Genomic DNA, 23,997 nt, shown 5'->3' on the forward strand with positions numbered 1-23,997 from the left:
GATGGTGCCCGGCCACCGCTGTCTCTGCTGGGCGTCTCTGCTGATGCGGGCGCTCGTGACTTCTCGGGGCCCTTCCGCTCACACGGAGCGCTCAGGAGTTTATGATGGCCCCATGAGTTCTCAAGACCCCCGCGGACGTGCCCAGACGCCTGATGAACTGCTCGCCGAGACCAACGCGCTGCTCGGTGCCGACGGCGACGACCAGCCCGGTCACCAGCCCGCAGCCGATGGCAGCGGGGCTGCCGGGCGCGGTGGGACTCCGGTGCAGGGTGAGACTTCGGTGCGCGGCGATGGACAGATGCGCGGCGACACGGCGGCCGGGGCCACCCGCAACGGCGGAATGTCGGCGGGCATGTGGATCTCGCTCATCCTCGGCGCGGTCATCGTCGTCCTCCTCCTCATCTTCATCCTGCAGAACAATGTGCCTGCCGACTTCCAGTACTTCGGCTGGCAGTTCCAGCTGCCGCTCGGCGTGGCGATGCTCTTCGCCGCGATCGGCGGCATCCTCGTCGCCGGGATCATCGGGTCGGTGCGGATCTTCGTCCTCGGGCGCAAGCTCAAGAAGATCGAGAAGGCCGCGGGCCGCTGACAGTGCCCTCCGATCCCACCGCCGGCCCGACCATGCACCCTGACTTCACCGTCCTGCCCACCGATCTGCCCGCCACCCTCGTCCTCGCCGACACGGCAGGACTTGCCGCATGGGCACGCGCGGACGATTCCGTGCTCACCGCGCAGGAGCGCAACTACGCCGCGGAGTTCGACCCCGAGACCGCAGCGACCTGGTCCGCCGGACGAGTGGTGCTCCGGCACGTCCTCGGCGCCGTGCTCGAGGCCGATCCCGCCGCGATCGAGATCCGCCTCGATTCGGCGGGCAAGCCACGGGTCGACGACGTCGAGTTCTCCATCACCCGGGCCCGTCGCCTCGTCCTCGTCGCCGTCTCCGCGGACCCCGTCGGCCTCGACCTCGAGGCGATCCCCGACCATGACGTCGCCGCCGAAGCCGCCGGTCTGCTCCATCCGCGTGAACGCGAGGAGCTCGCTGCGCTCGGCACCGACGACCTCGCGGCGGCCTTCGTGCGGGTGTGGGCGCGGAAGGAGGCGTTCCTCAAGGCCCTGAGCACGGGACTGGCGCGCGACCCCGGCATGGATTACATCGGTGCCGGTGAGACGCCCGATTCGCCGCACCCCGACGTCGACATCCACGACCTGAGCGAGGGCATACCCGCAGGCTTCGCCGCGGCGATCGCGTTCAACCGCTGACCCGCGCACGGTCTCGCGTGCCTCGCGCCTCTGTCACGAGGCGCGGCCGGCGGCTGCTTCTGCGCCGAGTCCCTCGATCAAACGGAAGCGCGGATAGCGGGCCGTGCACGGGCCACCATCCGCACCAGCGCTTGATCGAGGATGCCGGACGGTGACAGTCCTGCGAGTCCGCCCGCTGCGCGAGCAGGCGTCGCCGCCGGAAACGCGGTGCTCAGTCCTTGCCGAAGTCGGGTCCGTTCGCGCCCGTCGTGAAGACGACGGCGATCGCGAGCGAGGCGAGGGCGAGGAGCCCGAACCAGATGAACCCGCCCGCCGGGTTGCCGAGCGAGGCGAGGACGATCCCGAGGACGGCCGCACCGACGATGACGACGTCGGCGATGATGATGTGGCGCAGGTAGGTCGTCGTGCCCTTGCTCACCCCGTAGGAGATCTCCGTGGCGGAGCTGAGGAAGAGCAGGACCGCCGCGGTGATGATGATCCACGCCGGGACGAGGAAGAACGCCCCGAGAGCGGGGAGGAAGATGACGAGAACGGCCGCGAGCAGCAGCTTGACGATTCCGTCGATGACATAGGCGGATTTCCTCATGGTTCGATCCTACTTGCCGTCGGCTCGCGGTGCTCGCCGCTGAGGGTCTGGATGAGGCCGAGGACCGACCGGAGCACGGTCGCCTCGACGTTCGAATGGGCGATGACGATGCCATGGCGCACTGCGCTGTCCCCGCTCCAGCCTGCGGCGAGCGAGGCGACGCGGATGCCTCTGCCCTCGAGCTCCCGCAGCAGCGCCTGCGCCCCGTCCTCGTCGGTCTCGATGACGAGGGTGCGCCCCTCGTGGACGAGTCCGGGTATCGCACCGGCCTCGGCGACGACCGCCTCGGCGGCTCGCAGACGTCGGCGACCCCGGGCGATCCGACGCCGCAGACCACCGGATTCGAGGTAGGCGGCGATCGCACTCTGCAGGACCGGGGCGATCGCAGGACCCCATGACGTCCGGACCGCGCTCATCGCCTCGCCGAGGCGGCCGCGGGCGACGATGTACCCGGTCGACACGGCCGTGGTGAGCACGGTGGAGAACGTTCCGATGTGAACGACGCCGACGTCGAGGTCGAGGGAGCCTGCGAGGTCGAAGAGGGTGGGCACCGAGGTGCGCTGGAGCCGGGCCTCGCTGTCGTAGTCGTCCTCGATGACGACGACGCCGGCCCGCGCCGCCCAGGTGAGCAGCGCGATGCGCGTGCTCACCGGCATCGTCCCGCCGTGCGGGAACTGGTGGTTCGGGGTGACGACGACCGCCGCGACCTGCCCCTCGAGCTCCGTGAGCCCTTCGACGTCGAGTCCCGTGGAGACGTCGAAGGCGAGGAGCTCGCGGTCGGCCATCGCGAGCCGCAGGCCCGGGAATCCCGGGTTCTCCACGCCGATCGCCCCGTCGAGCCCGGAGGCGAAGAGGAGGCGGAGCCCATCGCGGGAGCCGCTCGTGACGATGATGTCGCGCGGGTCGACGCTCATCCCCCGCAGGAGCCGCAGGTGGTCGGCGATCGCCCACCGGGTGCCCGGCTGGCCGAGCGGGTCGACGGCGCCGGGATCGACGTCGAGGGCCTCGCGCCACGCTCGCCGGAACGCCGGGTCGCGCAGCGGATCGTCACCTCCGTGGCCGGGCCGCAGGTCGATGAGGCGCCGAGGCGGTCGCTGCGGAGCCGACGGCGGTGCGGGCACGTCCGTGTGCCGCAGCAGGGCGGTCGGCAGGTCCGGGTCGACGATCGTCGCGGCGCGCTCGCGCGTCAGCAGGTAGCCTTCGACGGCGAGCTGGGCATACGCGGTCTCGATCGTGCCGCGGGAGACGCCGAGGTGACCGGCGAGCCGGCGACTCGAGGGCACCGGGTCACCCGGCCGCAGCTCCCCGCGGGTGACGAGGTCCCTGATCCCCGCGACGATCTGATCGGGCAGGGGTGAGCCGTGGTCGATGGCGATGTCGAGGGACTCCCGCGTCGAGCGCGGCAGGCTGGAGGCAGCGGACATCCCACCATCATAGAGCGAACTGGCCCAGAACTCTCATACGTTTCTGGCTCTGCGATTAGGCCACTGTCGGCTCTAGCCTGATTGAGGACCCGACGCCGACACCTCGTCTGAGGCGATCTGCGCCCGCGGTCCGGCACGACACCACAGTCACGACACCAGAGCGCCGCTCCCCGGCGCCGGAGAACGAAGGCCCAGCAATGACCGAGACTCAGACCCTGCTCAACACCGGACTCGCCCAGATGCTCAAGGGCGGCGTCATCATGGACGTCGTCAACGAGGAGCAGGCGCGCATCGCCGAGGCCGCAGGCGCCTCGGCGGTCATGGCACTCGAACGGGTGCCCGCGGACATCCGCGCCCAGGGCGGCGTCGCCCGGATGAGCGACCCCGACCTCATCGAATCGATCATCAGCGCCGTGTCGATCCCGGTCATGGCCAAGGCTCGCATCGGCCACTTCGTCGAGGCGCAGATCCTCGAGACCCTCGGCGTCGACTACATCGACGAGTCCGAGGTCCTCTCCCCCGCCGACTACGTCAACCACATCGACAAGTCCGTCTTCCAGGTCCCGTTCGTCTGCGGGGCGACGAACCTCGGCGAAGCGCTGCGCCGCATCACCGAAGGCGCGTCGATGATCCGCTCGAAGGGCGAAGCCGGCACCGGTGACGTCTCCGAGGCGATGCGCCACCTGCGCACGATCAACTCCGAGATCCGCGCGCTCGGCGCCAAGAGCGAGGACGAGCTCTACGTCGCGGCCAAGGAGATCGCCGCCCCCTACCCGCTCGTCAAGCAGGTCGCGTCGCTCGGCCGCCTCCCGGTCGTCACGTTCGTCGCCGGCGGCATCGCCACCCCGGCCGACGCCGCGATGATGATGCAGCTCGGCGCCGACGGCGTGTTCGTCGGCTCCGGCATCTTCAAGTCCGGCAACCCCGAGGCCCGCGCCCGGGCGATCGTCGAGGCGACGACCCACTACGACGACCCCGCCGCCGTCGCCGCCGCCTCCCGCGGTCTCGGCGAGGCGATGGTCGGCATCAACGTCGGCGACGTCCCCGCCCCGCACCGCCTCGCCGAGCGCGGATGGTGACGGTCGGCGTCCTCGCCCTCCAGGGAGCGTTCCGCGAGCACCTCACGGTGCTCGGCTCCCTGGGGGTCGAGACCCGCAGGGTCACCCGCCCCGAGCATCTGCCCGGACTCGACGGCATCGTCCTGCCCGGCGGGGAATCGAGCGCCATGGTCCGCCTCGCCGCCCCCACGGGACTCTTCGGCCGCCTCGGCGAGGAGATCCGGGGCGGCCTGCCGACGTTCGGCACGTGCGCGGGACTCATCCTCCTCGCCGACCGCCTCACCGATGACTCGCTCGCCGGTTACGACCGCCTCTGCGGACTCGATGTCACCGTGGCCCGCAATGCCTACGGCCGGCAGCGCGAATCCTTCGTCGCGCCGCTGACGATCGCAGGAATGACCCCGGACTTCGACGGCACGTTCATCCGGGCCCCGCAGATCGTCGAGACGGGCAGCGCCGAGGTGCTCGCCAGTCATCACGGACGTCCGGTCCTCGTCCGGCAGGGCACGGTGTGGGGGGCGAGCTTCCACCCCGAGTTGGGTCCGGACACGAGACTCCACGCCGAGTTCGTGCGAGGATTGGGCCATGACGACTGAGGCGATGACCAGGCTCAAAGACGGATACACCTTCGACGGCGCCACCCTCGAACTGGGGGTGGCGCTCGACGGGGAGACACCGGCTCCCGACGTTCCCATCTCCATTCCGCTGGCGATGCTCAACCGCCACGGCCTCGTCGCCGGGGCCACCGGCACGGGCAAGACCGTCACCCTCCAGGTGCTCGCCGAGCAGCTCTCGAAGGCCGGGGTCCCCGTCTTCGCCTCCGACATCAAGGGCGATCTCTCCGGCATCGGCGCGCCCGGGGTCGCCTCGGAGAAGCTGACGAAGCGGCTCGAGGCCGCCGGACAGGAGTGGGACCCGGCGGCGAACCCGACGGAGTTCTACACCCTCGGCGATTCCGGGCTCGGCACCCCGATCCGCGCGACCGTCACCTCCTTCGGCCCGATCCTCCTGTCGAAGGTGCTCGAGCTCAACGACACCCAGGAGTCGGTGCTCTCCCTCGTCTTCCACTACGCCGACAAGGCCGGGCTCGCCCTCCTCGACCTCTCCGACCTCCGCGCGGTGCTCACCTACCTCACCTCCGATGAGGGCAAGGCCGAGCTCGAGGGCATCGGCGGGGCGTCGAAGGCGACGGTCGGGGTGATCCTGCGCAAGATCGCCGAACTCTCCGCCCAGGGCGGCGACGTCTTCTTCGGCGAACCGGAGTTCGACACCGCCGATCTCCTCCGCGTCGACGACAGCGGGGCCGGCATCGTCTCCGTGCTCGAGCTGCAGAAGCTCAACCAGTCCCCTGCCCTGTTCTCGACGTTCCTCATGTGGCTGCTCGCCGATCTCTTCCAGGATCTGCCCGAGGTGGGCGATGCCGACAAGCCCGCTCTCGTCTTCTTCTTCGACGAAGCCCACCTCCTCTTCGCCGATGCCTCGAAGGCGTTCCTCGAATCGGTGACGCAGACCGTGCGCCTCATCCGGTCGAAGGGCGTCGGCGTCTTCTTCGTCACGCAGACGCCGAAGGACGTCCCCGAGGACGTGCTCGCGCAGCTCGGCTCCCGCATCCAGCATCAGCTGCGGGCGCACACCCCCAACGACGCGAAGGCGCTCAAGGCGACGGTCGCGACGTTCCCGAAGTCCGACTACGACCTCGAATCGCTGCTCACCTCGCTCGGCATCGGCGAGGCCGTCGTCACCGTCATGGACCCCGACGGCGCGCCGACTCCCGTGGCCGCGACGCGGGTGCGGGCTCCCGAGTCGAAGATCGGGCCGATGAGCGAGGACGAGATCAAGGCCGCCGTCGCCGCATCCGACCAGCAGAAGAAGTACGGGACCGCGATCGACAACGAGTCGGCGCGGGAGATCCTCACGAAGCGCCTCGAAGCGGGAGCCGCCGAGCAGGAGGCCGAGGCCTCGCAGACTGCGGGGTCACAGACGGCCGGGTCACAGACTGCTGGGTCTCCGACTTCCGGCGGCGACGCCGGCAGCGGTTCCGAGCGAGTCCCGTTCCCCGAGGAGAGTGCCCGGGCACCGCGGCAGCAGGACGCGAAGGCGGAGAAGAAGGACGACAACCTCTTCTCTCAGGTCGTCAACTCCTCGGCGTTCAAGCAGTTCACCCGCACGGCGGCCCGGGAGATCGCCCGCGGGATCTTCGGCACCTCGCGCCGGCGACGGTAGGCTACGCCGCCGGCAGTCAGGCCGTATTCCCCGACTGCCGGCGACATCTCGCGTTGCCCGCGGCAGCGTTAAGCTGCCCTCCCTCGTTGCCGACGGAACCTCGCATTGCGAGCAGCAGCGTCAGTCGGTAGTGTGCGCGGCCGGCACGACGACCTCGAGGAGCAGATCACCGGTGCTCATCCGCAGTGAGCTGAACTCGCCGAGGTGGTCCCCGTCGAGGTGGACCGGTGCGGGTTCGGCGACGGAGATCCGGGCCGATCGCGCCGTCCAGTAGCGCATGTTCTCGTCGCGTTCGGGGTGCCCCCGCACGCAGGACGTGCCGATGCCCGCCCACGCTCCCACCCGGCTCACGGGAGAGTCGGCGGCGAGGACGACGGCGAGGAATTCGAGGTCCTCACCGGTCACCTCGGCGCCGGGGAACACCGGGATCGGCCCGGCCGGGCGGGCGGCCTTCGCCCCCATGACCGACCAGACACGCAGTGCCTCTCCGTCGATCCGCGCGTCCATCTCGGGCGCGAAGAGCGCGCCGAGGGCCCCGCGGGCATAGCCGAGCAGGCCCCATTCGCGCCGGTGGCCGGCAACAGCGTGGGCATCGCCGCCGATCCCGGCGAGGGAGAGGAAGTGCTCGTGGCGGTGCGCGCCGTCGGCATCGATGCCCTCGGCGAGGCTGATCGGCACGCCCGTCGTCGGCGCCGCTCCGAGGAGGTACTCCTCGCAGAGGGCGAGGCCGGCGCGGGCGTTCGGCACGCCGAGCGCCCGACTGAACACGTTCGCCGTTCCCGTCGGGATGATGAGCGTCGGCAGGTCCGCAATCGCCAGGGCCGGGGCGGCCGCCCGGAGGGTGCCGTCGCCGCCGAGGACGACGACCGCCTCGGCACCCCAATCCGCCAGCTCCCGCGCCTGCTCGGCACCCGGCCGGACGGCAGACGTCGACACCGTGCGGTACCGGACGTGGACGCGATCGAGCAGGGTGACGAGCCGGTGATGGGCGCGGTGCGTGCGCGCGTGGAGCGGATTGACGATGATCCCCAGTCTCATGTGCGCCTCCTCAACCGCGGCCGCGTGGGTCCGGCCTCTCCCGTGCCACCGCGCATGCCCTCTCCCTCACCACTCGCTCAGCCGAACGCCGGATGGGTCAGTGCCGCCGCCTCGGCGCGGGCGAGGTCGACGGTCTCGCCCGTGAACGGCTCGATGATCACCCGCGGTCCGGTCTTCCGCGGTGAGCGCTTCCACGTCCCGCGGGCCCGGGTGCCGTCGATGACGGTGTTCTTGAACATCCCGTTGCCGCCGGGGACCACGGACTTCTCGTGGGCCGGAGCGAGCGTCTGGCTGCGGTCCTTGTAGCCGAGGATGAGTTCGTCGAAGCCGGGCAGGAGCATGAGCGTGCCGCTGGCGGCCTCACACTCGCCGAGGCGGTCGTCGAGATCGGGGGCCTGAACGTGCTCGCGCTCATCGATCGTCGCGGTGACGATGGCGCCCTCGTCGGTGAGCGCGCGGAGGGCGGCGCGGACGGGCGTCTTCGGCAGACCCGTCCACCGGGCCGCATCGTCGACGGTGACCGGTCCGTGGCTCTCGACATAGCGGCGCAGCCACTGGCGCAGCGCCGCCTCGGTGTCGATCGCTGCATCCGCACTGCGGTCGCGCAGGGCGTAGCTCATCTCCTGCCCGTCGGCGGTGAAGCCGGACTGGACGAGGAGGCCCTGCATCGACAGCGTCGTGAGGAGGTAGCGCTGCCGACCGTAGGCGTCGGCCTCAGCGACGCCCTCGAGCAGCGGGGCGAACTCGGCGAGGAGGTCGTCGCGGCTGAGCGGTCCGCGCGCGGAGATCGCGGTCTCGGCGAGCTCGGCCGCCTGCTCGAGCATCGGCTCGCTCACCCCGAAGTGGGCGCGGCGATCGGCCTGGGCCTTGAGCAGCCGCGGGGCGGTGAGGGCGAGGATCCCGCCGACGTCCTCGGCGGCGGCGAAATGGAGGGTGCCCCGCTGCGTCCACGTCCGCACGATCCGGCCGTCCTCGATCGCTGCGCGCACCGCGGGCAGGGACTGCGAAGCGGTGCGCAGCGCCATCGACACGAGGGCTCCCGGCAGCGCTTGGGCCTGCATGCACGCGAGACGGCGGACCACCTCGGCGGGATCATCACCGCAGGCCCCGACGAGACCCGAGGAGATCATGCGCGCCGCCGAGACCTGTGCGATGTCCATGCCCTCAGCGTAGCGTGAGCACGGAAAGTGGATGACCGCCGTCATGGGATAACGTCGGAGAGAGCACCGATTACGGTCGGATAACGGAATGCCGAGGTCAGGGTGTTTCACTTCACACATAGTGAACGGTTGTTCGATCATTGAAGGACAGCGCTCCCCCACGACCACACCCCCACGACAGAGGAATCCCCAGTGACATTGAGTCCGATCAGAGCACGCGAGCGAATGGTCGAGGACATCTGCGCCCGAGCCGTGACCGAAGGCGGCATGCTCTGCATGCTCACCGGCTTCGCGGGAACCGGCAAGACGTGGCTGCTGCGCCGGATCGGCGAGACGATGTTCAGGACGTCACCGGTCGCCTTCGCCACGGCCGACGAGTTCGAGAAGGACGCGCCCTTCAGCTTCGTCGAACGACTCCTGAGCACGGGACTCGCCCCGTTCCGGATCCTCGACGGCACCCGGGCACCGCTCGACGTCGCCCGGGAGATCATGGCCGAGCTCACCGACAATGAGCGGCCCCCGCTGCAGACGGTCCTCGTCGACGACGCCCAGTGGATCGACGTCGAATCCCGGCTCGTGCTCCGCTACCTCGTTCCCCGGATCATGCGGCAGGGCTACTTCATCGTCGTCGCCGGCCGGCTGCCCGACGTCCACGGCGCCCCCGTCTCGTTCATCGCCGACCTCGCCGAGTCCTCCCCGCAGGGGGAGAACATCGTCCTCGAGGCGCTGACGATCGCAGAGATCCAGGCGCTGGCGGTCGACCTCCTCGGCGCATCTATCTCACCGTTCACCGCCGAATCGCTGCGCAACGCCACCGGCGGATCCTTCCTCGGCATCGACAGCATCTTCCGCCGGATCACCCCGCAGGAGCGCAACAAGCTCCACCTCCTCTGGGACATCCCCATCCGCGGCGTCGACCCCGACCACAATCCGCTGCTCGCTCCGGTCCTCGGCCTCTCCCCCGCCGCCCGGCTGGCCGTCGAGATCGTCTGCTGTGCCGATACGGAGCTCGCTCCGCACATCGTCGCCGAGGTGGCCGACCGCCTCGGCGAACCCGCCGACATTCATCCCGCCGTCGCCGCCTCGGTGCTCTCGGAATCCGGGTTCGGGTCGACGATCGCGCCGCGTCACGCACTCATCGCCCATGCCGTGCGGCAGATGCTGCCGCGCGAGCGCGCCCAGGCGATCTACCGCGCACTGGCACCGTCGGCGACCGGGTTCCGCCGGATGTGGTACGCGTTGAGCGGAGCCGAGGAGTGGACGGATGAGCTCGCCGAGGCGGTCGACGGGTTCATCGCCGAATCCGTGGCCGCGCGCAGCTACGCCGCTGTCAACGACGTCATGCGCCGCAGCCTCGACATCGCCACCGGTGAGGCGCGGCAGACGATGCTCATCAGGCTCATCCTGCTCAACATGCGCGGCAAGACGGTCTACGCCGTGCTCGACCTGCTGCCCGAGGTCGAAGCGCTGCCGGAGTGCCCGGTCCGCGAATGCATCATCCTCACGATGCTCGCCCACCGCAAGGATCAGGAGTTCCCGCGGGAGCGGCTCGAACAGTTCCTCGCCGAGGCGACCGACGACCCGGACGTGCGCACCCTCCAGTCGTATGCCGCCTACCTCTCCGTCGTCGAGGTCATCCGGAGTCGGGACTACGGGCGGCTGGGTCCGGTCATCGACGCCGCGCTCGCAACGATCGCCCGTGCCCCGCATGACCCCGAGGAGGTCACCCGCCCGGGGATCCGCTGGATGGTGGCGCCGCAGGGGCGCGCGATGGTGCTCGAGACCTACCGGCTGCTGCAGCTCGTCCTCGAGGCCGACCGGGCGACCGTCATCGCCGAACTCGATGCCCTCGTCCCGCGGGTGCTCGCTCTCGAGCCGAGTTCGTTCAAGGTCGACGCGCTCACCCCGCTCGCGGTCGTCGCGATGACGATCGGCGAGGTGGGTCGGGCCCGGACTCTTGCCGGGATCGGCGTCGGACTCCTCGAATCCGTCGTCAAACCGTGGGGTGCGGGAACGGTGCGCCTCCTCCATGCACATGCGACGTCGCTGACCGGGTCGCTCGACGAGGCGGCCGAACTCGTCCTCTCCGCGACCGAGTCGAGCGGCAGCACGATCGACGTCGAGACCCGGCTGCCGCTGTCGGGTCTCCATGCGTGGCTCAACGCGGCACGCGGGGTGCCGGACTTCATCGATCTCGAGGCGCAGACCGACCGGCAGACGAGCATGCAGTGGCAGCCGTATGCCGCGGACATGGTCATCACGGCGTCATGTGAGCGGGCACGTGCCCACGGTGATCCCGAACGCGTGCTCGCAGCGTCCGCCCCGGAGAAGGTCAAGAGCCTCATCGGGACCCAGCGGGGGTTCCTCAACTATCGCGCGCATGCGCTCCTCGACCTCGAACGGTTCGCCGAGGCCGACGCACTCATCGACCGCCTCGGAGAGATGGAGGGCACGAGCTGGCAGCCGTACTGGGGGTCGGTCGACTGGCTGCGTGCCCGGCGGATCGTCGCTGATGGTGGAGTCTCCGGGTCAGCCTCCCACTCGGCGGATGCCGTCGCCGAGGCGCTCCGCCGCTTCGAGGCGGCACTGGGCGATGATCGGTTCCCCCTGCCCCGGGCGCTCACCCTGCGCGACTACGGCGTCGTCCTCGCCGGGCTCGGGCGGAGCGAGGAGGCCAGGAAGGCGCTCGATCAGGCGCTGGCGATCGTGCGGAGGATCGGTGCCGGGGCGTACGAGCCGGGCATCCGGGATGCCCTGAGCGCGGTCGCCGAGAGCGAGCAGGATCTGCTCGCGTCGCTGACGAACCGGGAGATGGAGATCGGTCGTCTCCTCGCTCAGGGACGCAGCAACCAGGAGATCGCTGCGGAGCTGTTCGTCGCCACGGCGACCGTGCGCTATCACGTGTCGAATCTGCTGCGGAAGCTCCAGCTCAATCGGCGCAACGAGGTGGCCCGGATGTTCCGGTGAGTTATTGCCGGTGCCGCGACTCCGGGCGCGCTCCTGGGCGCGCTTGAGCTCAGGTGCTCAAGCTCAGTTGCTGCGACGTTGGACCAGCCGCACCATGGCGGCACCGGCACCGGCGATGACGGCACCGAGGACGGCCATCCACCACATCGCACCACCGGTGCGCGGGAGGAACCCGGCGTCGCCGCTGGCATCGGAGCCGCTGCCGTCGGCGTTGGCCGTGGAGCCGCTGCCGCCTGCGGCCGCGGTGCTGCCGTCTGAGTTCGCCGAGCCGGCCGCAGCGGCTCGCGCGTTCGCGTCGGCCCTGGCGTTCGTGTCCGCTCCGGCGTTCGAGTTCGCCGCCGCATCGGAGTCGGCGGCAGTGCCTGCACCGGAGTCGGACTGACCACCCGCGTCGGACTGGCCACCCGCGTCGGACTGCCCACCGGAATCGGTGCTGCCGCCTGTCTCCGTTCCGGCCGACCCGGCCGACCCGGCGTGGTCACCGCCGAGCTGGAAGAGCACGTCGAAACGGCCCTGCCGCTCACCGACGTTGGACTTGTTGCCCGAGGTCGCCTCGCGGGGGAAGTCGTAGCCGATCGTCACCGGGGTCGTCTCCCCCTGGGGCAGCGGCATGTCGATGATCTGGGTCGTGCCTGCGCTCTCGAGGTCCCGGATCGACGACCGACCGGTCTGCCAGTCGATGAGCAGGTCCGAGTAGAAGTCGTCGTCGATCGTCGGGGTCAGCAGTTCGACGTCGACGATGCTCACGGTCAGTGTTCCGTCGGTGGGCCCATCGTTGCGGACCATGATGGTGCGAGAGGTCGAGTCGCCGGGGACGGTGACGGGGAAGCCGACGAAGCTCTCCGTCGTCGCGTCGCTGTAGCTGCTGCCGTCCCACGAGAGCTGAATGGCTCTGCTGTAGTCGGCGCTCGCGGCACTGTAGTCAGCACCCGCGGCGCTGCCTCGGGCTGCAGTGATCGTTGTGTTGGGCGCGCTCAGTCCGGTCGGCGCGCTCAGTCCGGTCGGCTCGGTGACGGAAGCAGAGTTCACTGGTGCGCTGACAGCGGTTGCACCGACCGCAGGCGTGCCGGTGCCCAGGAGGCTCGTTGCGAGGACGGCGGCTCCGGCCACGAGGAGGCGAGTGCGCGTCACGGCTGCTCACCCCCGGGGCGGAAGGTCTCGTAGGCGAACGTGATCTCGTGGGTCGGTTCCTTCTTCGGGTCGAGGCCGAGTCCGACCGTCGCCTTCCAGGAGTCCTTCGCCTCGACCTCGGTGCCTGCCGGATCCTCAGCGGTGACGGTCGCGGTGTTCTCGTACTCGCCGACCGTGCCGTTGTTCTTCAGCGTCGCCGTGACACACCAGTATTCGGTCGTCGGGGCCGTCGTGTCCGAGTAGTCGGCGCTCACCGGGGTCGAGGTGAGTTCGCCCTGCGCGGCGGGAGCGTTGGCGACGGTGCAGTCGCCGGGTGCGCTGACGGGGAACACGATGACGTCGGAGGCGCCGAAGATGCCGTCGGACCACGCGGGCGGCGTGAGCTCATAGCGCAGGCCCTTGTTGCCCTGGCTGAGCGAATCCGTCTGGAGGGGAATGGCGACTTCGCCGTCGCGGATGAGGGTCTCGGCATCGGCGGGACCGATGCCCACCGTGACGCGCCCGTCGTTCGCCGGCTGGGAGTCGTCGACGCGACCGGCCGCGAAGTGTTCGTAGCCGCTCGAGATCTCCCCGTCGCCGTGCGCTGTGTCCGACCACAGGGCGAGAGAGGTTCCACCGGCGCCGATGAGGATGCCGAGCACGGCGAACACGCTGAGGATCACGGCTGTGCGCTGCTTCGTCATGGTCGGTCTCCCTCCTCACGGGTCTGGTCGAGGGTGAAGGCGAAGCGTCCGAGGTCGGCGACCTGGACGGGACTCTCGGCGCCGAACCGATCGGAGAGGTCGGCGAAGTCGAGGGAGACGCGGACGGAGAAGTCGTCGGAGCGTCCCGCGTCATCGGTGACGAGGAGTTCGCTGGGGTCGTCAAGCGTGGTCACGGTGCCGATCGGTGCGGGTTCACCGAGGCGGTTCCCGGTGGCGTCGAGCACTTCGTAGGTCGCCGTCACGCCGTCGGGCAGAGCAGCCGGGTCCGACCAGTCGACGGTGATGCCGGCGACCATGTTGTCGCCGGTGAGGTGGGTGGTGAAGTCCTGGGTCATCGCGACGGAATCTCCCTGGCGGACGAGGAACGTGTCGGGGTCGATCGTCCGGCCGCTGTCGGTGACGTCCGGTGAGGTCTCACGCCACGTGGTCTCACCGGCGGTGACGTCGAGGTCTCCGGAGACGATCGCCGCTGGTGCGGCAGTGCCCGTGGTCTTCCACAGTGCCATGGTGCCGCTGCCGACCGCGGTTCCGGCGAGCAGGACGCCGGCGGCAAGGAGCGGCAGTCGCCAGTTCTTCCTCGTCATGTCGTCTTCTCCGTCTCAGGGGTGCGTGAGTTCTCGATCGTCGATGGGCCCGCGTCGGCTGCTGTCGTTGTCTCGGACTGCGTTGGTGGAGCCTGCGCCGCCGCGTCCTTCTTCTCGCGCCGGCGTTCGATCGCGCCGGAGACGAGGGCGTAGGCGGCGTAGGCGATGAGGACGAATCCGATCCCGGCGACGAGGAGACCCTTGTTGCCGCCGACCGCCTGCTGGACGTAGCCCAGCTTGGGGATCGAGTAGAGGACCTTGCCCATCACCTGTGCTTCGACGATGGGTTCGTCGTCGTCGCCGTTGGCGTCACCGCGGGTGACGTAGGTGCGGCCGTCCGCGGAGTCGGTGACGGCGACGACGCGGTGGGTGATGAGCATGGGATCGTTCGAGCGGGGCTGGAACGTCACCGGGTCGCCGATGCGGTACTGGTCCTGGGGTACCGAGACGACGATGTCGCCGGGTTCGTAGGTGGGTTCCATCGAACCCGTGAGCACGGTCAGCGCCGCGCCGTTCATCACCTTCGGAACGACGCCGACCGCGACGGCGAGAGCGAGGAAGCCGATGAGGAGGATGGCGAACACGCCGGACGCCAGTCCGCGTGCGAATCCCGTGGTCCGGGCCATGGTGCTCTCCTCTTCGTGTGTTCTCTGCGTCTCTCAGATGTGCCGCGTCTCCGCGGCGGGGTGTGTCAGCTGTGCCGCGGCTCAGCGGTCCTGGTTGAGCTGGATGGTCGAGCCCGCGAGGGCGGCCTGCTGCTGCACGAGCTCCCGGTTCGGGGTGGACTCGTCGAATTCGGCGGTGACGACGACGTTGAAGTCGGCGGTGCCGTCGACGGCCGTGCCGGCAGCGACCTGGTTGGAGCCGGGTGCGGTGTTGTCGGGCGAGACGAGGGTGACCTCGACGCCGGCGTTGTCACCCGAGGCGATCTGCTGACCGTTGGCATCCTCGACGGTGTAGGTGAGGCTGAGGCCTTCGGCGAGTGCGCCTTCGAGCTCTCCGCCGCCGGCGAGCTGGAGCTTCGCGACCATGTTGTCGCCTTCGAGGCCGACGTCGACGCCGTACTTGCCCTGGACGGTGTCGCCCGGGATGATCCTGAAGGTCGCGAGGTCGATCGCGTGGGGGCTGTCGGCGCGGTCGGCCGAGATGTCCTGCCAGCCGGATTCGGTGACGGCGACATCGAGGTTGCCGGCCGTGATCTGTCCGCCGTCGGCTTCGGCGCTGTCGGACCAGAGGGCGAAGGTTCCGCCGCCGAGGAGCAGGGCTGCTCCGGCCGCTCCGGCGATGATTCCGAGGGTCTGCTTCTTCACTGTTCTCTCCTTGTGGGGGTGGCAGCTGCGAGGCTGCGCTGTCTTACTTGGTCACTGCGCCGGAGGCGGAGCAGGTCATGGTTTCGCCTGGGTTCAGGCTGGTCTTCGGGCACGTGACTGCGGTGCCCGGAAGTCTGTCGTCGACGACGCTGATGCCGTCGAGCGGGGTCTTTCCCGTGTTCGTCACGAGGTAGGTCCACGTGATCGTCGTGCCGTCGGCCACCCGCTCCCCGGCGGGGATCTCCTTGGCACCGTCGAGTCCGTCAGCGGTCGGGGTGTCCCATGCCTTCTTCTCGATCGAGACTCCGGGCACGAGTGTCTGCTTGTTCGTCACGGTGCACTTCACGGTGTCCCCGGAGGTCACGTCGAGGCTGATGTCGCTCTTGTCGACGCTGACCTTGGCGCCGTTGACAGTGCATTCGACGGCGTCGATCGTCCAGCCGTCGGCGGTCTGGGCGTCGGTGAGGATCTCCTCGATGTCGATGCGCGACTTCTGTGCGGGCTTCGGTGTGGAGAAGCGGACCTGGTAGCCGACCTTCGAGTTCTCTCCGGTCGTCTGCCGGCTGTCCTGTTGCAGGGTTCCCGGGGCCGAGGCGGTCACCCCGAAGGTCCAGCCGGCACCTCCGGACGATGCACTGTCGGCACCGTAGGGAAGGGTCTGCTTGGCGATCTCGATGTCCGCTCGACAGGTGGCGCCCTTGGCGAGGTTCTCCATGAGGGTCGCGAGGTCCTCCCACCCGGCTTGGAAGTAGTCGGCGTCGTTGATCGATCCGCCGTCGCTGTAGCCGGCGGGACCGGAGATCGCGGCGAGGTTCTCGACGCCGCCCTGGATGCCGTCGCCGACGCCGACAGCCATGATGCGGCTGCCACCGGCCTTGATGGCATTGGCGGAGTAGATCGCGGCTTCGATCTCGTCGAAGCTCGTCACGTTGCCGTAGGTCGAGGTGTTGCCGGAGGAGAAGGTCGGCAGACCATCGGTGACGACGACGGCGAGGTCGTACTGCTCGTTGGCATCCGCGACCTGCCACAGACCGCTGTCCCAGTTGGTGCCGCCCTCTGCGACATAGGCGTCGATTCGCGATTTGATCGTGTTCGCGTTGTCACCGGGGTCGATCGACATCGAGGGCCAGTTGCGACCGCTGTCGGTGGAGTCGCGCGGCGCGTTGGAGGCGAACGTGTAGAGGGCCATCGAGGAGTTCGTTCCCTTGAGAGCGTCGACCATCCCCTTCGCGGAGTCCTTGAGGGTGCCGAGCGCTCCAGAATTCGCGACGGATCCCGAGAGATCGAGGACGAGTGCGACGCGCAGCCCGGCGGTGCACGAGGCCTCCAGTGCCGGATTGGTGCGGCTGTTCTGCCAGGTGCCGGTCGAGTTCGTGGTGTTCGATCGCGACCCGGACGTCATGAACTCCGAACCGGAGCGGTAGGTGCTGCCCGCACGCAGCTGAGTGCCCGTCCGGAACGTGTAACGCTGAGCCGAATTGCTCGAGGCTGAGCCGATGACGAGCTTGTCGTTGGCTGACCAACCGTTCGGCGTCGATTCCTGGACGACCCAGAATCGCTTGTCACGGTTCTCCTGCCTGAAAATGAGCCCTCTTCCCGTCTGTGGCACAACGAACGAACAGTCGCCGTCTCCATCAGAGGTGCAGGTGGCCCAGCTGTCGCGCATGGGGGTCGACGGCCCACTGGAGCCGCCGTCATAGAGGCGCAGCGTGACGCCGGCGAGTCCGGAGACGGAGTTCGCTGCGGTGCGGTCTCCGCCGACCTTGACGGTGATCACGGCGTTGTCGCCGGAAGGGCGGGGAACGGATTGCGGGGCCACGGCACGCGGCGCTCGTGCGGGAGACTCCGTCTCTTCAGGAGATTCGCCGGCCGCCGGTGCCGGGGCCTCAGTGGGGGTCGGGGACTGCGAGGGGGTCGGTGCTGCATCCTCGCCCTGCGGGTCTGCGTGGGCGACGGGAACGGCAGAGAACATCATCACCAGGATCGTGGCGATGATGACGCAGGCGCGGGTGAGCCTGGGCGCGAATCCATGCTGGTCTCTCACGGTTCTCCTCGAGCAGTGTGGGGAGGCAACTGTTCGAGTGTAGGAATCGCGCGCGCGCAGCACCCTGGCCGAATGGACGGGTTGGGTGTTGGGAAAGTGTTGGGTTTCGCCGGGGTTGCTGCGAGCCCGTTCTCAGACTTCGCCGCCGATGTGACGGACGCCGCACCCAGGCGGGGTACGGGGCTTGGAATCGGGCGGGGCCACGTACCCGGATCCGACGGCCCGGAGCCTCAGCCGAGGATGTCGATGAGCCCGGGAACGGGCACCCGCGGCAGCGATCCGGAGGTCGCGAAGCTGCCCCAGATCCGGCGCAGCTCAGGTCCGGCCACCTCGGCGGTGGTGCCGTAGTCGAGGAAGCTCGAGTCCCATACGGGACCGGGGAAGAGCAGCGGCAGGTCACCGGAGTGGGCGGCGTCGAAGAAGCTGCCGTCGCCGCGGGAGACGATGAGGAGGCGGGAGCCCTGTCCACCGGACATCCGGTGGCGGTCGTAGAACTCCTTCGCCGCGCGGGTGTAGACCGCCGAGGTGATCCCGGAGATGAGCGATTCGAGCATCGGGGAGGTCAGGCGGCGTTCGTGGAGGCGGTGGAAGGCGGGGACGAATCCGGCGAAGAAGGCCATCTCGCGTTCGGTGCGGGTCATGAGCACGTCATACTCAGGTGCCACGCGCTGCCACGCGGCGGCGGCCTCCGCGCGGGACGGGAGCGGGTAGTCGCCGTAGTGGACGCCGAAGCACATGCCCGCGTGGAGGCCGCCGACGAGCGCGGCCTTGTGGACCTCGTCCTGGGCGGCGAGGATCTCGGGCACGCTCGCCTCGGTGGGGATGCGCTGGGCGACCCGGGCCATGGCCCAGTTCATCGATTCGGTGCCGCCGGAGAGTCCCAAGGGCGCCGACGCCATGATGACGCGCGAGAAGAGGCCGGTTGTCGCCTCGGCGATCATCAGGTGGGCGCACGCATCGGCTCCGGCGCTCTGACCGGCGATCGTGACGTTGTCGGGGTCGCCTCCGAAGGCGGCGATGTTCCTCTGCACCCAGCGCAGCGCGGAGATCTGGTCGAGGAGGCCGAGGTTCGAGTGCTCGGGCCGGCCCTGGCCCAGATAGCCGAGGACACCGAGGCGGTACGTCACGGAGACGACGATGAGGCGCTGTTCGGTGACGAGGGCGCGGGGGTCGTAGATCTCGGCGTCCCCGGCGCCGGAGACGTAGGCGCCGCCGTGGATCCAGACGAGGACGGGCAGCGCCTCCTCGGCGGTGAGGGCGTCGGCCGGCATCGTCACGCTCACGCGCAGGCAGTCCTCGCTGGTGGCGAGGCCGCCGATCTGGTCGAACCGGAACTCGGCGTTGGGGTCGATGCGGTGCTGCGGACTCGCCGGACCCGGGCGCGTCGCGTCGATGGCGTCGACGGCGGGTTCGTCGACCGGTGGGGCGAATCGCTCGGCACGGGCGTAGCGGATTCCGCGGGCGCGGATGATCTCGTCATCGACGACCGCGCGCACGGTTCCGCACGGTGCGGAGATGTCGATCCGCGCCGTTGTCGTCTGCGCACTCATCGCCGCCCGGTCCTGCAAACGTCGCTTCGAGATCGGCTTACTTCGAGGGCTCGACCGGGGGTTCGGCGGACCAGGGGAAGACGATCCACTGGTCGGTGCGCTTCCACACGAAGTCGGGGTCGACGATCGAGGCGGACTTCGCGTAGATGACAGCGGACTGCGCCTCGGCGCCGTTCTTCTTCAGCAGTTCGAGGACGAGGGCCAGGGTGCGTCCGGAGTCGGCGACGTCATCGACGACGAGGAGCTTCTTGCCCTTGATCGCCTCGATGTCGAGCATCGGGGCGAGCAGGATCGGGTCGGGCAGGGTCTCCTCGACGTCGGTGTAGAATTCGACGTTGATCGCGTCGGAGAGCTTGAGGCCGAGGGCGTAGGCGAGGGCGCCGGCCGGCAGGAGGCCGCCGCGGGCGATCGCGATGACGATCTCCGGGTCGTAGTCGGAGTCGGCGATGGTCTGCGCGAGATCCCTGGCCGACTGGCCGAAGGTGTCCCAGCTGAGGATCTCCTTGTCGGTGAGATCGGTCGAATCGGCGTGGTAGGCCTGGCCCATGGGTGCTCCTTGTGCGTCGGTGTGCTGGGATTCGCGGGTTCGGGGTGCTCTGTTGGCTCAATCGGGAATCTCAGGATACGCGCCTGAGTCGCTGATCTGCCATTTGATTCCCCACAGCCACCCTGCCGATCCGACGAAGATCAGCGCCGAGGCGGCCAGACCCCACCACGGACCCGCCAGGGCGGCGATCGCTCCCCCGCCCAGGGCCCCGAACGGTGCGATGCCCCAGGAGATGAGGCGGCTCGCGGCGGTGACGCGGCCGAGCAGGCCGACGGGGATCGTCCGCTGGCGGTAGGCGCCGGTGATCGCGGAGAAGACGACGGTGGCGACGCTGAGTCCGAAGTAGCCGAGGATGAGGAAGACGATTCCCGGCACCGAGGCGGTCAGTGGGATGAGGAGGCCGAGACCGGTGCCGCCGAGGACGCACCAGAACACGACCCGGCCCTCACCGAAGCGTCGGGCGATGGGGTCGGCGGCCATGGCGGCGCAGACTCCGCCGAACCCGGCGGCACCGAGCGCGACGCCGATGAGGGAGGCGGTGAAGCCGGGGAGTGACAGAAGATAGACGACGATCACGGCCTGTTGCATGCTCAGCGCGAGGTTGAATTGGGCTCCGCTTGCGACCATGCGCATGACGTCGGTGCGGCTGAGGAGGTATCGCCAACCGGTGAGGACGTCGGCTATCAGACCGGCGGCGAGTCGTCGGCGCGGGCGCTCGTCCTCGGTTCCTTCCTGCGTCCCCTGCCGAGGATCGCGGTGTTTCGCGCGGAGATCGCTGTCGTCTTCTCGGGTGTCGCTGTCCCCGTCTCGGGTGTCGCTGTCCCCGTCTCGGGTGTCACTGTCCCCGTCTCGGGTGTCGCTGACTGCCGTCACGCGGTCGTTCCTCCCCTGTTGAGGCTCGTCCCAACGATGGAGCGCCGCCGCGAGCAGGACGAACGAGACGAGGTAGCCCAGCACGGTGACGAGCAGGGCGGCGGCAGGGTTCGCGACCCCGATGAGCGCACCGGCGAGCGGTGGCCCGAGGATCATCGCCACGGACTGACTCCAGGTCAGGGCGCTGTTGGCTGTGGTGAGGTCGTCGGGGTCGATGCCGGAGGCGAGCAGGCTCGGTGAGCCGACGAGGAAGAAGACGCTGGCGATGCTGACCGCCACAAGCAGTCCGATGAGCACTGCCGGGTGGAGCACGCCGGCGAAGGCAAGGCTGACGATCGCGGCGAATGCGGCGAAGCGGACGGCTTCGCTGGTCAGCAGCAGGCGTCGGAATCCGCGACGGTCGATGAGAACTCCGGCGACGGGTCCGACGATGAGCCAGCCGATGTCGTCGGCGGCGACAGCGAGTCCGACGACGCCGTCGTCGGCACCGAGCGGCCCCACGATGAGCAGGGGCACCGCAACTGAGGTGGAAGCGGCAGCGAGGTCACCACTGAAGGACGAGGTGAAGACACCGGCGAACCGGGCCGAGCGGAAGGGCCTAGTGACTCTCGGCGCGGTCATCGCGGGAGCTGTTCGAGAGGCCCCGCTTCCTGGCTGATGTTCCCTCGACGTTCGGGAAGGGTGTCGGTCCGCCAGTACTCCCCGGTGTGCGGATTGCGCTCGAGGTACTGGTAGTCGATGAGCTCGCGTCGCAGGCGGGCGAAGTCGGCGTGGAACTGCTTGAGGTGCTCGTTGATCTCCTTCTCCGTGTAGATCCGGTCGCTGTCGACGGTGTCGCGGATGTCGAGGAGGAGGACGACGAGCGCGCGCCGCTTCATCGGGATGGCGGTGAGTCGCCCGTGCGGCATGAATGTGCGGCGCGTCTTCGCGCGGAAGGCGTCGAGCGCGGCTGCGAGTTCGGGGTCGAGGGCCGCAGGGCCGGTGTTCGTCGCCGAGGCGGGGCCGAGGAGCCGCTGCGAGAGGAGGGCGGCGCGGGCGGAGGTGTAGTTCTCCCCGGTCTGCGCCATGCGTTCGCGCACGAGGGATTTGAAGTCGCTGTTCTTCGTCATGGTGGTCAGTCCTTTGCCGACCGAACGCAGCCCCAGCTCATTGCCCGGTCAGGAGTTCACCGCTGACGGGTCGATCCGAGGATGTTCTCCCCTTCGCCGGATGGTCTGTGTGCTGGGGTGCCAGACCGGGCTGGGCGTCGGATGCGCCGCTGAGCACGAGTATAGGTCATGCTCGGCGCACGTGAGATTGAATGTGCAGTCAGTCGGCGACAGGTTCGAGGTAGAGCCAGCGGCCGGCGCGGCGCACGAAAGCGGAGTTCTCCTCGAGGATGTGGTCGCCGAGGCTGTCGCGGTAGTGGGCTCGGAAGTGCACCGTCCCCGTGTCGTCGTTCTCCAGGCCGCCGGTCGTGTCGACGATGTCGAGTCGCGTCCAGGTGACGAGGTCGTCGACGCCGAGGTCGGCCGGGCGGGTGCGCGGATGCCAGGTGCGGAAGAGGTGATCGGCGTTCTTCGTGGCGAAGGCGGTGAAGCGGGACCGCATGAGCGCCTCGGCGGTCGTCGGCCATCGCTGGCCGTCGAGGGCGGGGCCGCAGCATTCCTCGAAGCTGGCACCAGGTGGCATTCCGGAGCAGGGGCAGGTCATGGCTCGATGATATCGGGAGGTCGCTGACGAGTAGTGGACAATGAGTGCCCGCACCTCCATGGTGTTCGGACGCCCACTGCCCGCGCTTCGTGTTGTTCGGACGTGCCAGCCGCGGGCTGGCGTGCCAGTATGGAGGGATGACGACCGTTTATCTCTCCGGTGATCCCACGTCCGATGAACTCCTCGCCGAGGATCCCTTCGCCCTGCTCACAGGCATGCTGCTCGATCAGCAGGTCCCGATGGAGGTCGCGTTTGCTGGTCCGGCGAAGCTCGCTGAGCGGCTGGGCAGGCTCGACGTCGCCGAGATCGCGGAGATGAATCCGGACGAATTCCTCGAGAAGTTCGCGGAGAAGCCTGCCGTGCATCGGTTCCCGAAGTCGATGGCCGCCAGAGTGCAGAAACTCGCTGAGGCCATCGTCGACGACTACGACGGCGACACCGCGGCGATCTGGAGCCGTGGAGAGCCGACCGGCGCCGAGGTGCTCAAGCGGTTGAAGAATCTGCCCGGTTTCGGGGAGCAGAAGGCGAAGATCTTCCTTGCACTTCTCGGCAAGCAGTTCGGTCTCACGGCGCCTGGTTGGCGCGAGGCCGCTGGTGTCTATGGTGAGGACGGCAGCCGTCGTTCGATCGCCGATGTCGTCGACGAGGGAACCCTCCAAGAGGTCCGAGCCTTCAAGAAGCAGGCCAAAGCTGCGGCGAAGGCCGAGAAGGCAGCGAAGTAGAGTCGGGTTCCCGTCGGCGGCAGTTCTCGTCCAGCTGACGGTGCAACGGCTCCACGGCGGCATGGTCGGTTGCGGTGTCGTTCGAGTGATAGTTCCACTGCAGCTTAGTCGGCTGCGATGTCGTTCAGTTGACAGTTGTACTGCGGCTTGGTCGGCTGAGGTGTCGTTGAGGTGACCATTTCACAGCCACAGGTCCACTGCAACAGGTTGGGTTCGGGCACAGCTGTCCCCTGGCCCGGTCAGCACGGTGGTCGACTCGACCCGTTCGCACCCGGCTCACCCCCACCACCCTCATCGGGGCCGCCCGTGCCGCTGAGGTCGTCGAAGAGAGTGGTGATGATGTCTTCGGCCAGGAACCGGGGATGGAAGATCGGTTCCCGGGCAGGATCGACCGCTGCCGGTGGCACCCACGCCGGGCGCCCATTGGCCATCATCCGCATCTCCCACTCCGACCGGTCCATCAGATGATGGTGAGCACTGCACGCCAAAGCCAGATTGTTGATCTCCGTGCGCCCTCCCCGGGCGTGCGGGATCACATGATTGGCATCACACCACCCCGGAGGGGCATCACACCCCGGGAATGTACATCCCTTGTCACGGGCCGTGACCACTGCGATCTGCTGCTTGTTGGCAAACCTCTTCTCCGTGAGCACTTGCACCGTCTTCGCCTTCTGTGACACCAGATGGAAGAACACCTGCCCGTTCAACCCGCGGGCCTGCAGTTCACCGATCGGGATCGGCGTCTCAACCCCGGTCGTGCCCTCCCCAGTGCCGTGGGCCAGATCCTCAGCCGTCGCTGTTACGACGAGTGCGTAGGGGGTCCCGGCCCCGGCCTGGTCCATGCTGATCCGCGAGACCAGAGTCGCGAACCGTTCATAGATCCACGCCCTCGCTGTGGGCTGCTCAGCAGTCAGGTCCACCCGGGACCCGTCGGCACGCACCCCGACACCCACGAGGAACTCGCTGTCCCCGGACTCACCGGCCGCCTCGCCGGAGTTGGAACCGCCTGAGGCGGCACCGCCGTCGAGGCTGGCAGCGCCGTCGGGGGTGTCCGCGCCGGCAGAGCCGTCAGGGTTCGTCATTCCGTTGACGCGCGAACCGTTGGGGTCGGCAGTGCCGTTGGG

General features: G+C 69.0%; 23 protein-coding genes. 7 read left to right on the forward strand and 16 right to left on the reverse strand.

Annotated features, from left to right (window positions below):
* The first annotated feature begins 112 nt into the window (after positions 1 to 112).
* Both ABD154_RS02440 and ABD154_RS02445 read left to right on the forward strand, forming a co-directional pair.
* Positions 113 to 589, forward strand: coding sequence for a LapA family protein (locus ABD154_RS02440; RefSeq protein ID WP_198498530.1), 477 nt, complete (start codon positions 113 to 115; stop codon positions 587 to 589).
* A 2-nt stretch (positions 590 to 591) separates the two neighbouring features.
* Positions 592 to 1,260, forward strand: coding sequence for a 4'-phosphopantetheinyl transferase family protein (locus ABD154_RS02445; RefSeq protein WP_232623563.1), 669 nt, complete (start codon positions 592 to 594; stop codon positions 1,258 to 1,260).
* A gap of 211 nt (positions 1,261 to 1,471) precedes the next feature.
* Here ABD154_RS02445 and ABD154_RS02450 read toward each other — a convergent pair whose 3' ends face one another.
* Together ABD154_RS02450 and pdxR are read right to left on the reverse strand one after the other, a co-directional pair.
* Positions 1,472 to 1,846, reverse strand: coding sequence for a hypothetical protein (locus tag ABD154_RS02450; protein WP_198498529.1), 375 nt, complete (start codon positions 1,844 to 1,846; stop codon positions 1,472 to 1,474).
* Positions 1,843 to 3,270: a MocR-like pyridoxine biosynthesis transcription factor PdxR gene (gene pdxR, locus ABD154_RS02455; RefSeq protein ID WP_198498528.1), complete on the reverse strand. Its 1,428-nt coding sequence runs from the start codon at positions 3,268 to 3,270 to the stop codon at positions 1,843 to 1,845. Before pdxR ends, ABD154_RS02450 begins: the two co-directional genes overlap by 4 nt.
* 197 nt (positions 3,271 to 3,467) lie before the next feature.
* Here pdxR and pdxS point away from each other — a divergent pair, with 197 nt between their 5' ends.
* From pdxS to ABD154_RS02470, 3 genes are read left to right on the forward strand one after another with little or no spacing between them, the layout of a single operon-like run.
* Positions 3,468 to 4,349: a pyridoxal 5'-phosphate synthase lyase subunit PdxS gene (pdxS, locus tag ABD154_RS02460; protein WP_198498527.1), complete on the forward strand. Its 882-nt coding sequence runs from the start codon at positions 3,468 to 3,470 to the stop codon at positions 4,347 to 4,349.
* Complete coding sequence (gene pdxT, locus ABD154_RS02465; RefSeq protein ID WP_198498526.1) at positions 4,343 to 4,924, forward strand: pyridoxal 5'-phosphate synthase glutaminase subunit PdxT; 582 nt, start codon at positions 4,343 to 4,345, stop codon at positions 4,922 to 4,924. The genes pdxS and pdxT overlap by 7 nt, the downstream gene beginning before the upstream one ends.
* Positions 4,914 to 6,551, forward strand: coding sequence for a helicase HerA-like domain-containing protein (locus ABD154_RS02470; protein ID WP_198498525.1), 1,638 nt, complete (start codon positions 4,914 to 4,916; stop codon positions 6,549 to 6,551). Before pdxT ends, ABD154_RS02470 begins: the two co-directional genes overlap by 11 nt.
* 120 nt (positions 6,552 to 6,671) lie before the next feature.
* On the opposite strand, the gene ABD154_RS02475 is transcribed toward ABD154_RS02470, so the two are convergent.
* Positions 6,672 to 7,589 (reverse strand): diacylglycerol/lipid kinase family protein, encoded by a 918-nt coding sequence (locus ABD154_RS02475; protein ID WP_198498524.1) that lies wholly within the window; start codon positions 7,587 to 7,589, stop codon positions 6,672 to 6,674.
* 77 nt (positions 7,590 to 7,666) lie between these two features.
* Complete coding sequence (locus ABD154_RS02480) at positions 7,667 to 8,749, reverse strand: winged helix DNA-binding domain-containing protein (protein WP_198498523.1); 1,083 nt, start codon at positions 8,747 to 8,749, stop codon at positions 7,667 to 7,669.
* A gap of 225 nt (positions 8,750 to 8,974) precedes the next feature.
* Here ABD154_RS02480 and ABD154_RS02485 point away from each other — a divergent pair, with 225 nt between their 5' ends.
* Positions 8,975 to 11,716: a LuxR C-terminal-related transcriptional regulator gene (locus tag ABD154_RS02485; RefSeq protein WP_198498522.1), complete on the forward strand. Its 2,742-nt coding sequence runs from the start codon at positions 8,975 to 8,977 to the stop codon at positions 11,714 to 11,716.
* A 63-nt stretch (positions 11,717 to 11,779) separates the two neighbouring features.
* Here the strand turns inward: ABD154_RS02485 and ABD154_RS02490 are convergent, their stop codons facing one another.
* The 11 genes from ABD154_RS02490 to ABD154_RS02540 all read right to left on the reverse strand — a co-directional run bounded on the left by ABD154_RS02490 (position 11,780) and on the right by ABD154_RS02540 (position 22,151).
* Positions 11,780 to 12,847: a hypothetical protein gene (locus ABD154_RS02490; RefSeq protein WP_198498521.1), complete on the reverse strand. Its 1,068-nt coding sequence runs from the start codon at positions 12,845 to 12,847 to the stop codon at positions 11,780 to 11,782.
* Positions 12,844 to 13,530: a hypothetical protein gene (locus ABD154_RS02495; protein WP_198498520.1), complete on the reverse strand. Its 687-nt coding sequence runs from the start codon at positions 13,528 to 13,530 to the stop codon at positions 12,844 to 12,846. Before ABD154_RS02495 ends, ABD154_RS02490 begins: the two co-directional genes overlap by 4 nt.
* Positions 13,527 to 14,135, reverse strand: coding sequence for an alternate-type signal peptide domain-containing protein (locus ABD154_RS02500; protein ID WP_198498519.1), 609 nt, complete (start codon positions 14,133 to 14,135; stop codon positions 13,527 to 13,529). Before ABD154_RS02500 ends, ABD154_RS02495 begins: the two co-directional genes overlap by 4 nt.
* Positions 14,132 to 14,761 carry a signal peptidase I gene (locus tag ABD154_RS02505; RefSeq protein ID WP_198498518.1) on the reverse strand — a complete coding sequence of 210 codons (630 nt, stop codon included), beginning with the start codon at positions 14,759 to 14,761 and terminating at the stop codon, positions 14,132 to 14,134. Before ABD154_RS02505 ends, ABD154_RS02500 begins: the two co-directional genes overlap by 4 nt.
* Before the next feature lie 81 nt (positions 14,762 to 14,842).
* Positions 14,843 to 15,445, reverse strand: a complete 603-nt coding sequence (locus tag ABD154_RS02510; protein ID WP_198498517.1) for an alternate-type signal peptide domain-containing protein — start codon at positions 15,443 to 15,445, stop codon at positions 14,843 to 14,845.
* 43 nt (positions 15,446 to 15,488) lie between these two features.
* Positions 15,489 to 17,489 (reverse strand): vWA domain-containing protein, encoded by a 2,001-nt coding sequence (locus ABD154_RS02515; protein WP_198498516.1) that lies wholly within the window; start codon positions 17,487 to 17,489, stop codon positions 15,489 to 15,491.
* A gap of 230 nt (positions 17,490 to 17,719) precedes the next feature.
* Positions 17,720 to 19,039, reverse strand: coding sequence for a carboxylesterase family protein (locus tag ABD154_RS02520; RefSeq protein ID WP_198498515.1), 1,320 nt, complete (start codon positions 19,037 to 19,039; stop codon positions 17,720 to 17,722).
* A gap of 37 nt (positions 19,040 to 19,076) precedes the next feature.
* Positions 19,077 to 19,586, reverse strand: a complete 510-nt coding sequence (locus ABD154_RS02525; RefSeq protein ID WP_137825613.1) for a phosphoribosyltransferase — start codon at positions 19,584 to 19,586, stop codon at positions 19,077 to 19,079.
* Positions 19,587 to 19,643: 57 nt separating this feature from the next.
* Positions 19,644 to 21,080, reverse strand: coding sequence for an MFS transporter (locus ABD154_RS02530; protein ID WP_198498514.1), 1,437 nt, complete (start codon positions 21,078 to 21,080; stop codon positions 19,644 to 19,646).
* The gene (locus ABD154_RS02535) at positions 21,077 to 21,568 is read right to left on the reverse strand and encodes a DUF2087 domain-containing protein (protein WP_198498513.1); all 492 of its coding nucleotides are present in this window, start codon (positions 21,566 to 21,568) and stop codon (positions 21,077 to 21,079) included. The genes ABD154_RS02530 and ABD154_RS02535 overlap by 4 nt, the downstream gene beginning before the upstream one ends.
* Before the next feature lie 199 nt (positions 21,569 to 21,767).
* Positions 21,768 to 22,151 (reverse strand): YchJ family protein, encoded by a 384-nt coding sequence (locus ABD154_RS02540; protein WP_232623562.1) that lies wholly within the window; start codon positions 22,149 to 22,151, stop codon positions 21,768 to 21,770.
* 137 nt (positions 22,152 to 22,288) lie between these two features.
* Between ABD154_RS02540 and ABD154_RS02545 the strand changes: the two genes are divergently transcribed.
* Positions 22,289 to 22,873: an HhH-GPD-type base excision DNA repair protein gene (locus tag ABD154_RS02545; protein WP_198498512.1), complete on the forward strand. Its 585-nt coding sequence runs from the start codon at positions 22,289 to 22,291 to the stop codon at positions 22,871 to 22,873.
* Between the two features lie 239 nt (positions 22,874 to 23,112).
* Here ABD154_RS02545 and ABD154_RS02550 read toward each other — a convergent pair.
* The coding region (locus ABD154_RS02550; protein WP_344249859.1) for an HNH endonuclease signature motif containing protein at positions 23,113 to 23,997 on the reverse strand (885 nt) is incomplete at its 5' end.

This window comes from Brevibacterium sanguinis, assembly GCF_039528855.1.
Taxonomy (GTDB): Bacteria; Actinomycetota; Actinomycetes; order Actinomycetales; family Brevibacteriaceae; genus Brevibacterium; species Brevibacterium sanguinis.

Bases quoted from the DNA above. Each gene is read 5' to 3' on its own strand.
- ABD154_RS02440 (WP_198498530.1), top strand. From the start codon at position 113: ATGAGTTCTCAAGACCCCCGCGGACGTGCCCAGACGCCTGATGAACTG.
- ABD154_RS02450 (WP_198498529.1), bottom strand. From the start codon at position 1,846: ATGAGGAAATCCGCCTATGTCATCGACGGAATCGTCAAGCTGCTGCTC.
- pdxR (WP_198498528.1), bottom strand. From the start codon at position 3,270: ATGTCCGCTGCCTCCAGCCTGCCGCGCTCGACGCGGGAGTCCCTCGAC.
- pdxS (WP_198498527.1), top strand. From the start codon at position 3,468: ATGACCGAGACTCAGACCCTGCTCAACACCGGACTCGCCCAGATGCTC.
- pdxT (WP_198498526.1), top strand. From the start codon at position 4,343: ATGGTGACGGTCGGCGTCCTCGCCCTCCAGGGAGCGTTCCGCGAGCAC.
- ABD154_RS02470 (WP_198498525.1), top strand. From the start codon at position 4,914: ATGACGACTGAGGCGATGACCAGGCTCAAAGACGGATACACCTTCGAC.
- ABD154_RS02475 (WP_198498524.1), bottom strand. From the start codon at position 7,589: ATGAGACTGGGGATCATCGTCAATCCGCTCCACGCGCGCACGCACCGC.
- ABD154_RS02480 (WP_198498523.1), bottom strand. From the start codon at position 8,749: ATGGACATCGCACAGGTCTCGGCGGCGCGCATGATCTCCTCGGGTCTC.
- ABD154_RS02485 (WP_198498522.1), top strand. From the start codon at position 8,975: ATGGTCGAGGACATCTGCGCCCGAGCCGTGACCGAAGGCGGCATGCTC.
- ABD154_RS02495 (WP_198498520.1), bottom strand. From the start codon at position 13,530: ATGACGAAGCAGCGCACAGCCGTGATCCTCAGCGTGTTCGCCGTGCTC.
- ABD154_RS02500 (WP_198498519.1), bottom strand. From the start codon at position 14,135: ATGACGAGGAAGAACTGGCGACTGCCGCTCCTTGCCGCCGGCGTCCTG.
- ABD154_RS02505 (WP_198498518.1), bottom strand. From the start codon at position 14,761: ATGGCCCGGACCACGGGATTCGCACGCGGACTGGCGTCCGGCGTGTTC.
- ABD154_RS02520 (WP_198498515.1), bottom strand. From the start codon at position 19,039: ATGAGTGCGCAGACGACAACGGCGCGGATCGACATCTCCGCACCGTGC.
- ABD154_RS02525 (WP_137825613.1), bottom strand. From the start codon at position 19,586: ATGGGCCAGGCCTACCACGCCGATTCGACCGATCTCACCGACAAGGAG.
- ABD154_RS02530 (WP_198498514.1), bottom strand. From the start codon at position 21,080: ATGACCGCGCCGAGAGTCACTAGGCCCTTCCGCTCGGCCCGGTTCGCC.
- ABD154_RS02535 (WP_198498513.1), bottom strand. From the start codon at position 21,568: ATGACGAAGAACAGCGACTTCAAATCCCTCGTGCGCGAACGCATGGCG.
- ABD154_RS02540 (WP_232623562.1), bottom strand. From the start codon at position 22,151: ATGACCTGCCCCTGCTCCGGAATGCCACCTGGTGCCAGCTTCGAGGAA.
- ABD154_RS02545 (WP_198498512.1), top strand. From the start codon at position 22,289: ATGACGACCGTTTATCTCTCCGGTGATCCCACGTCCGATGAACTCCTC.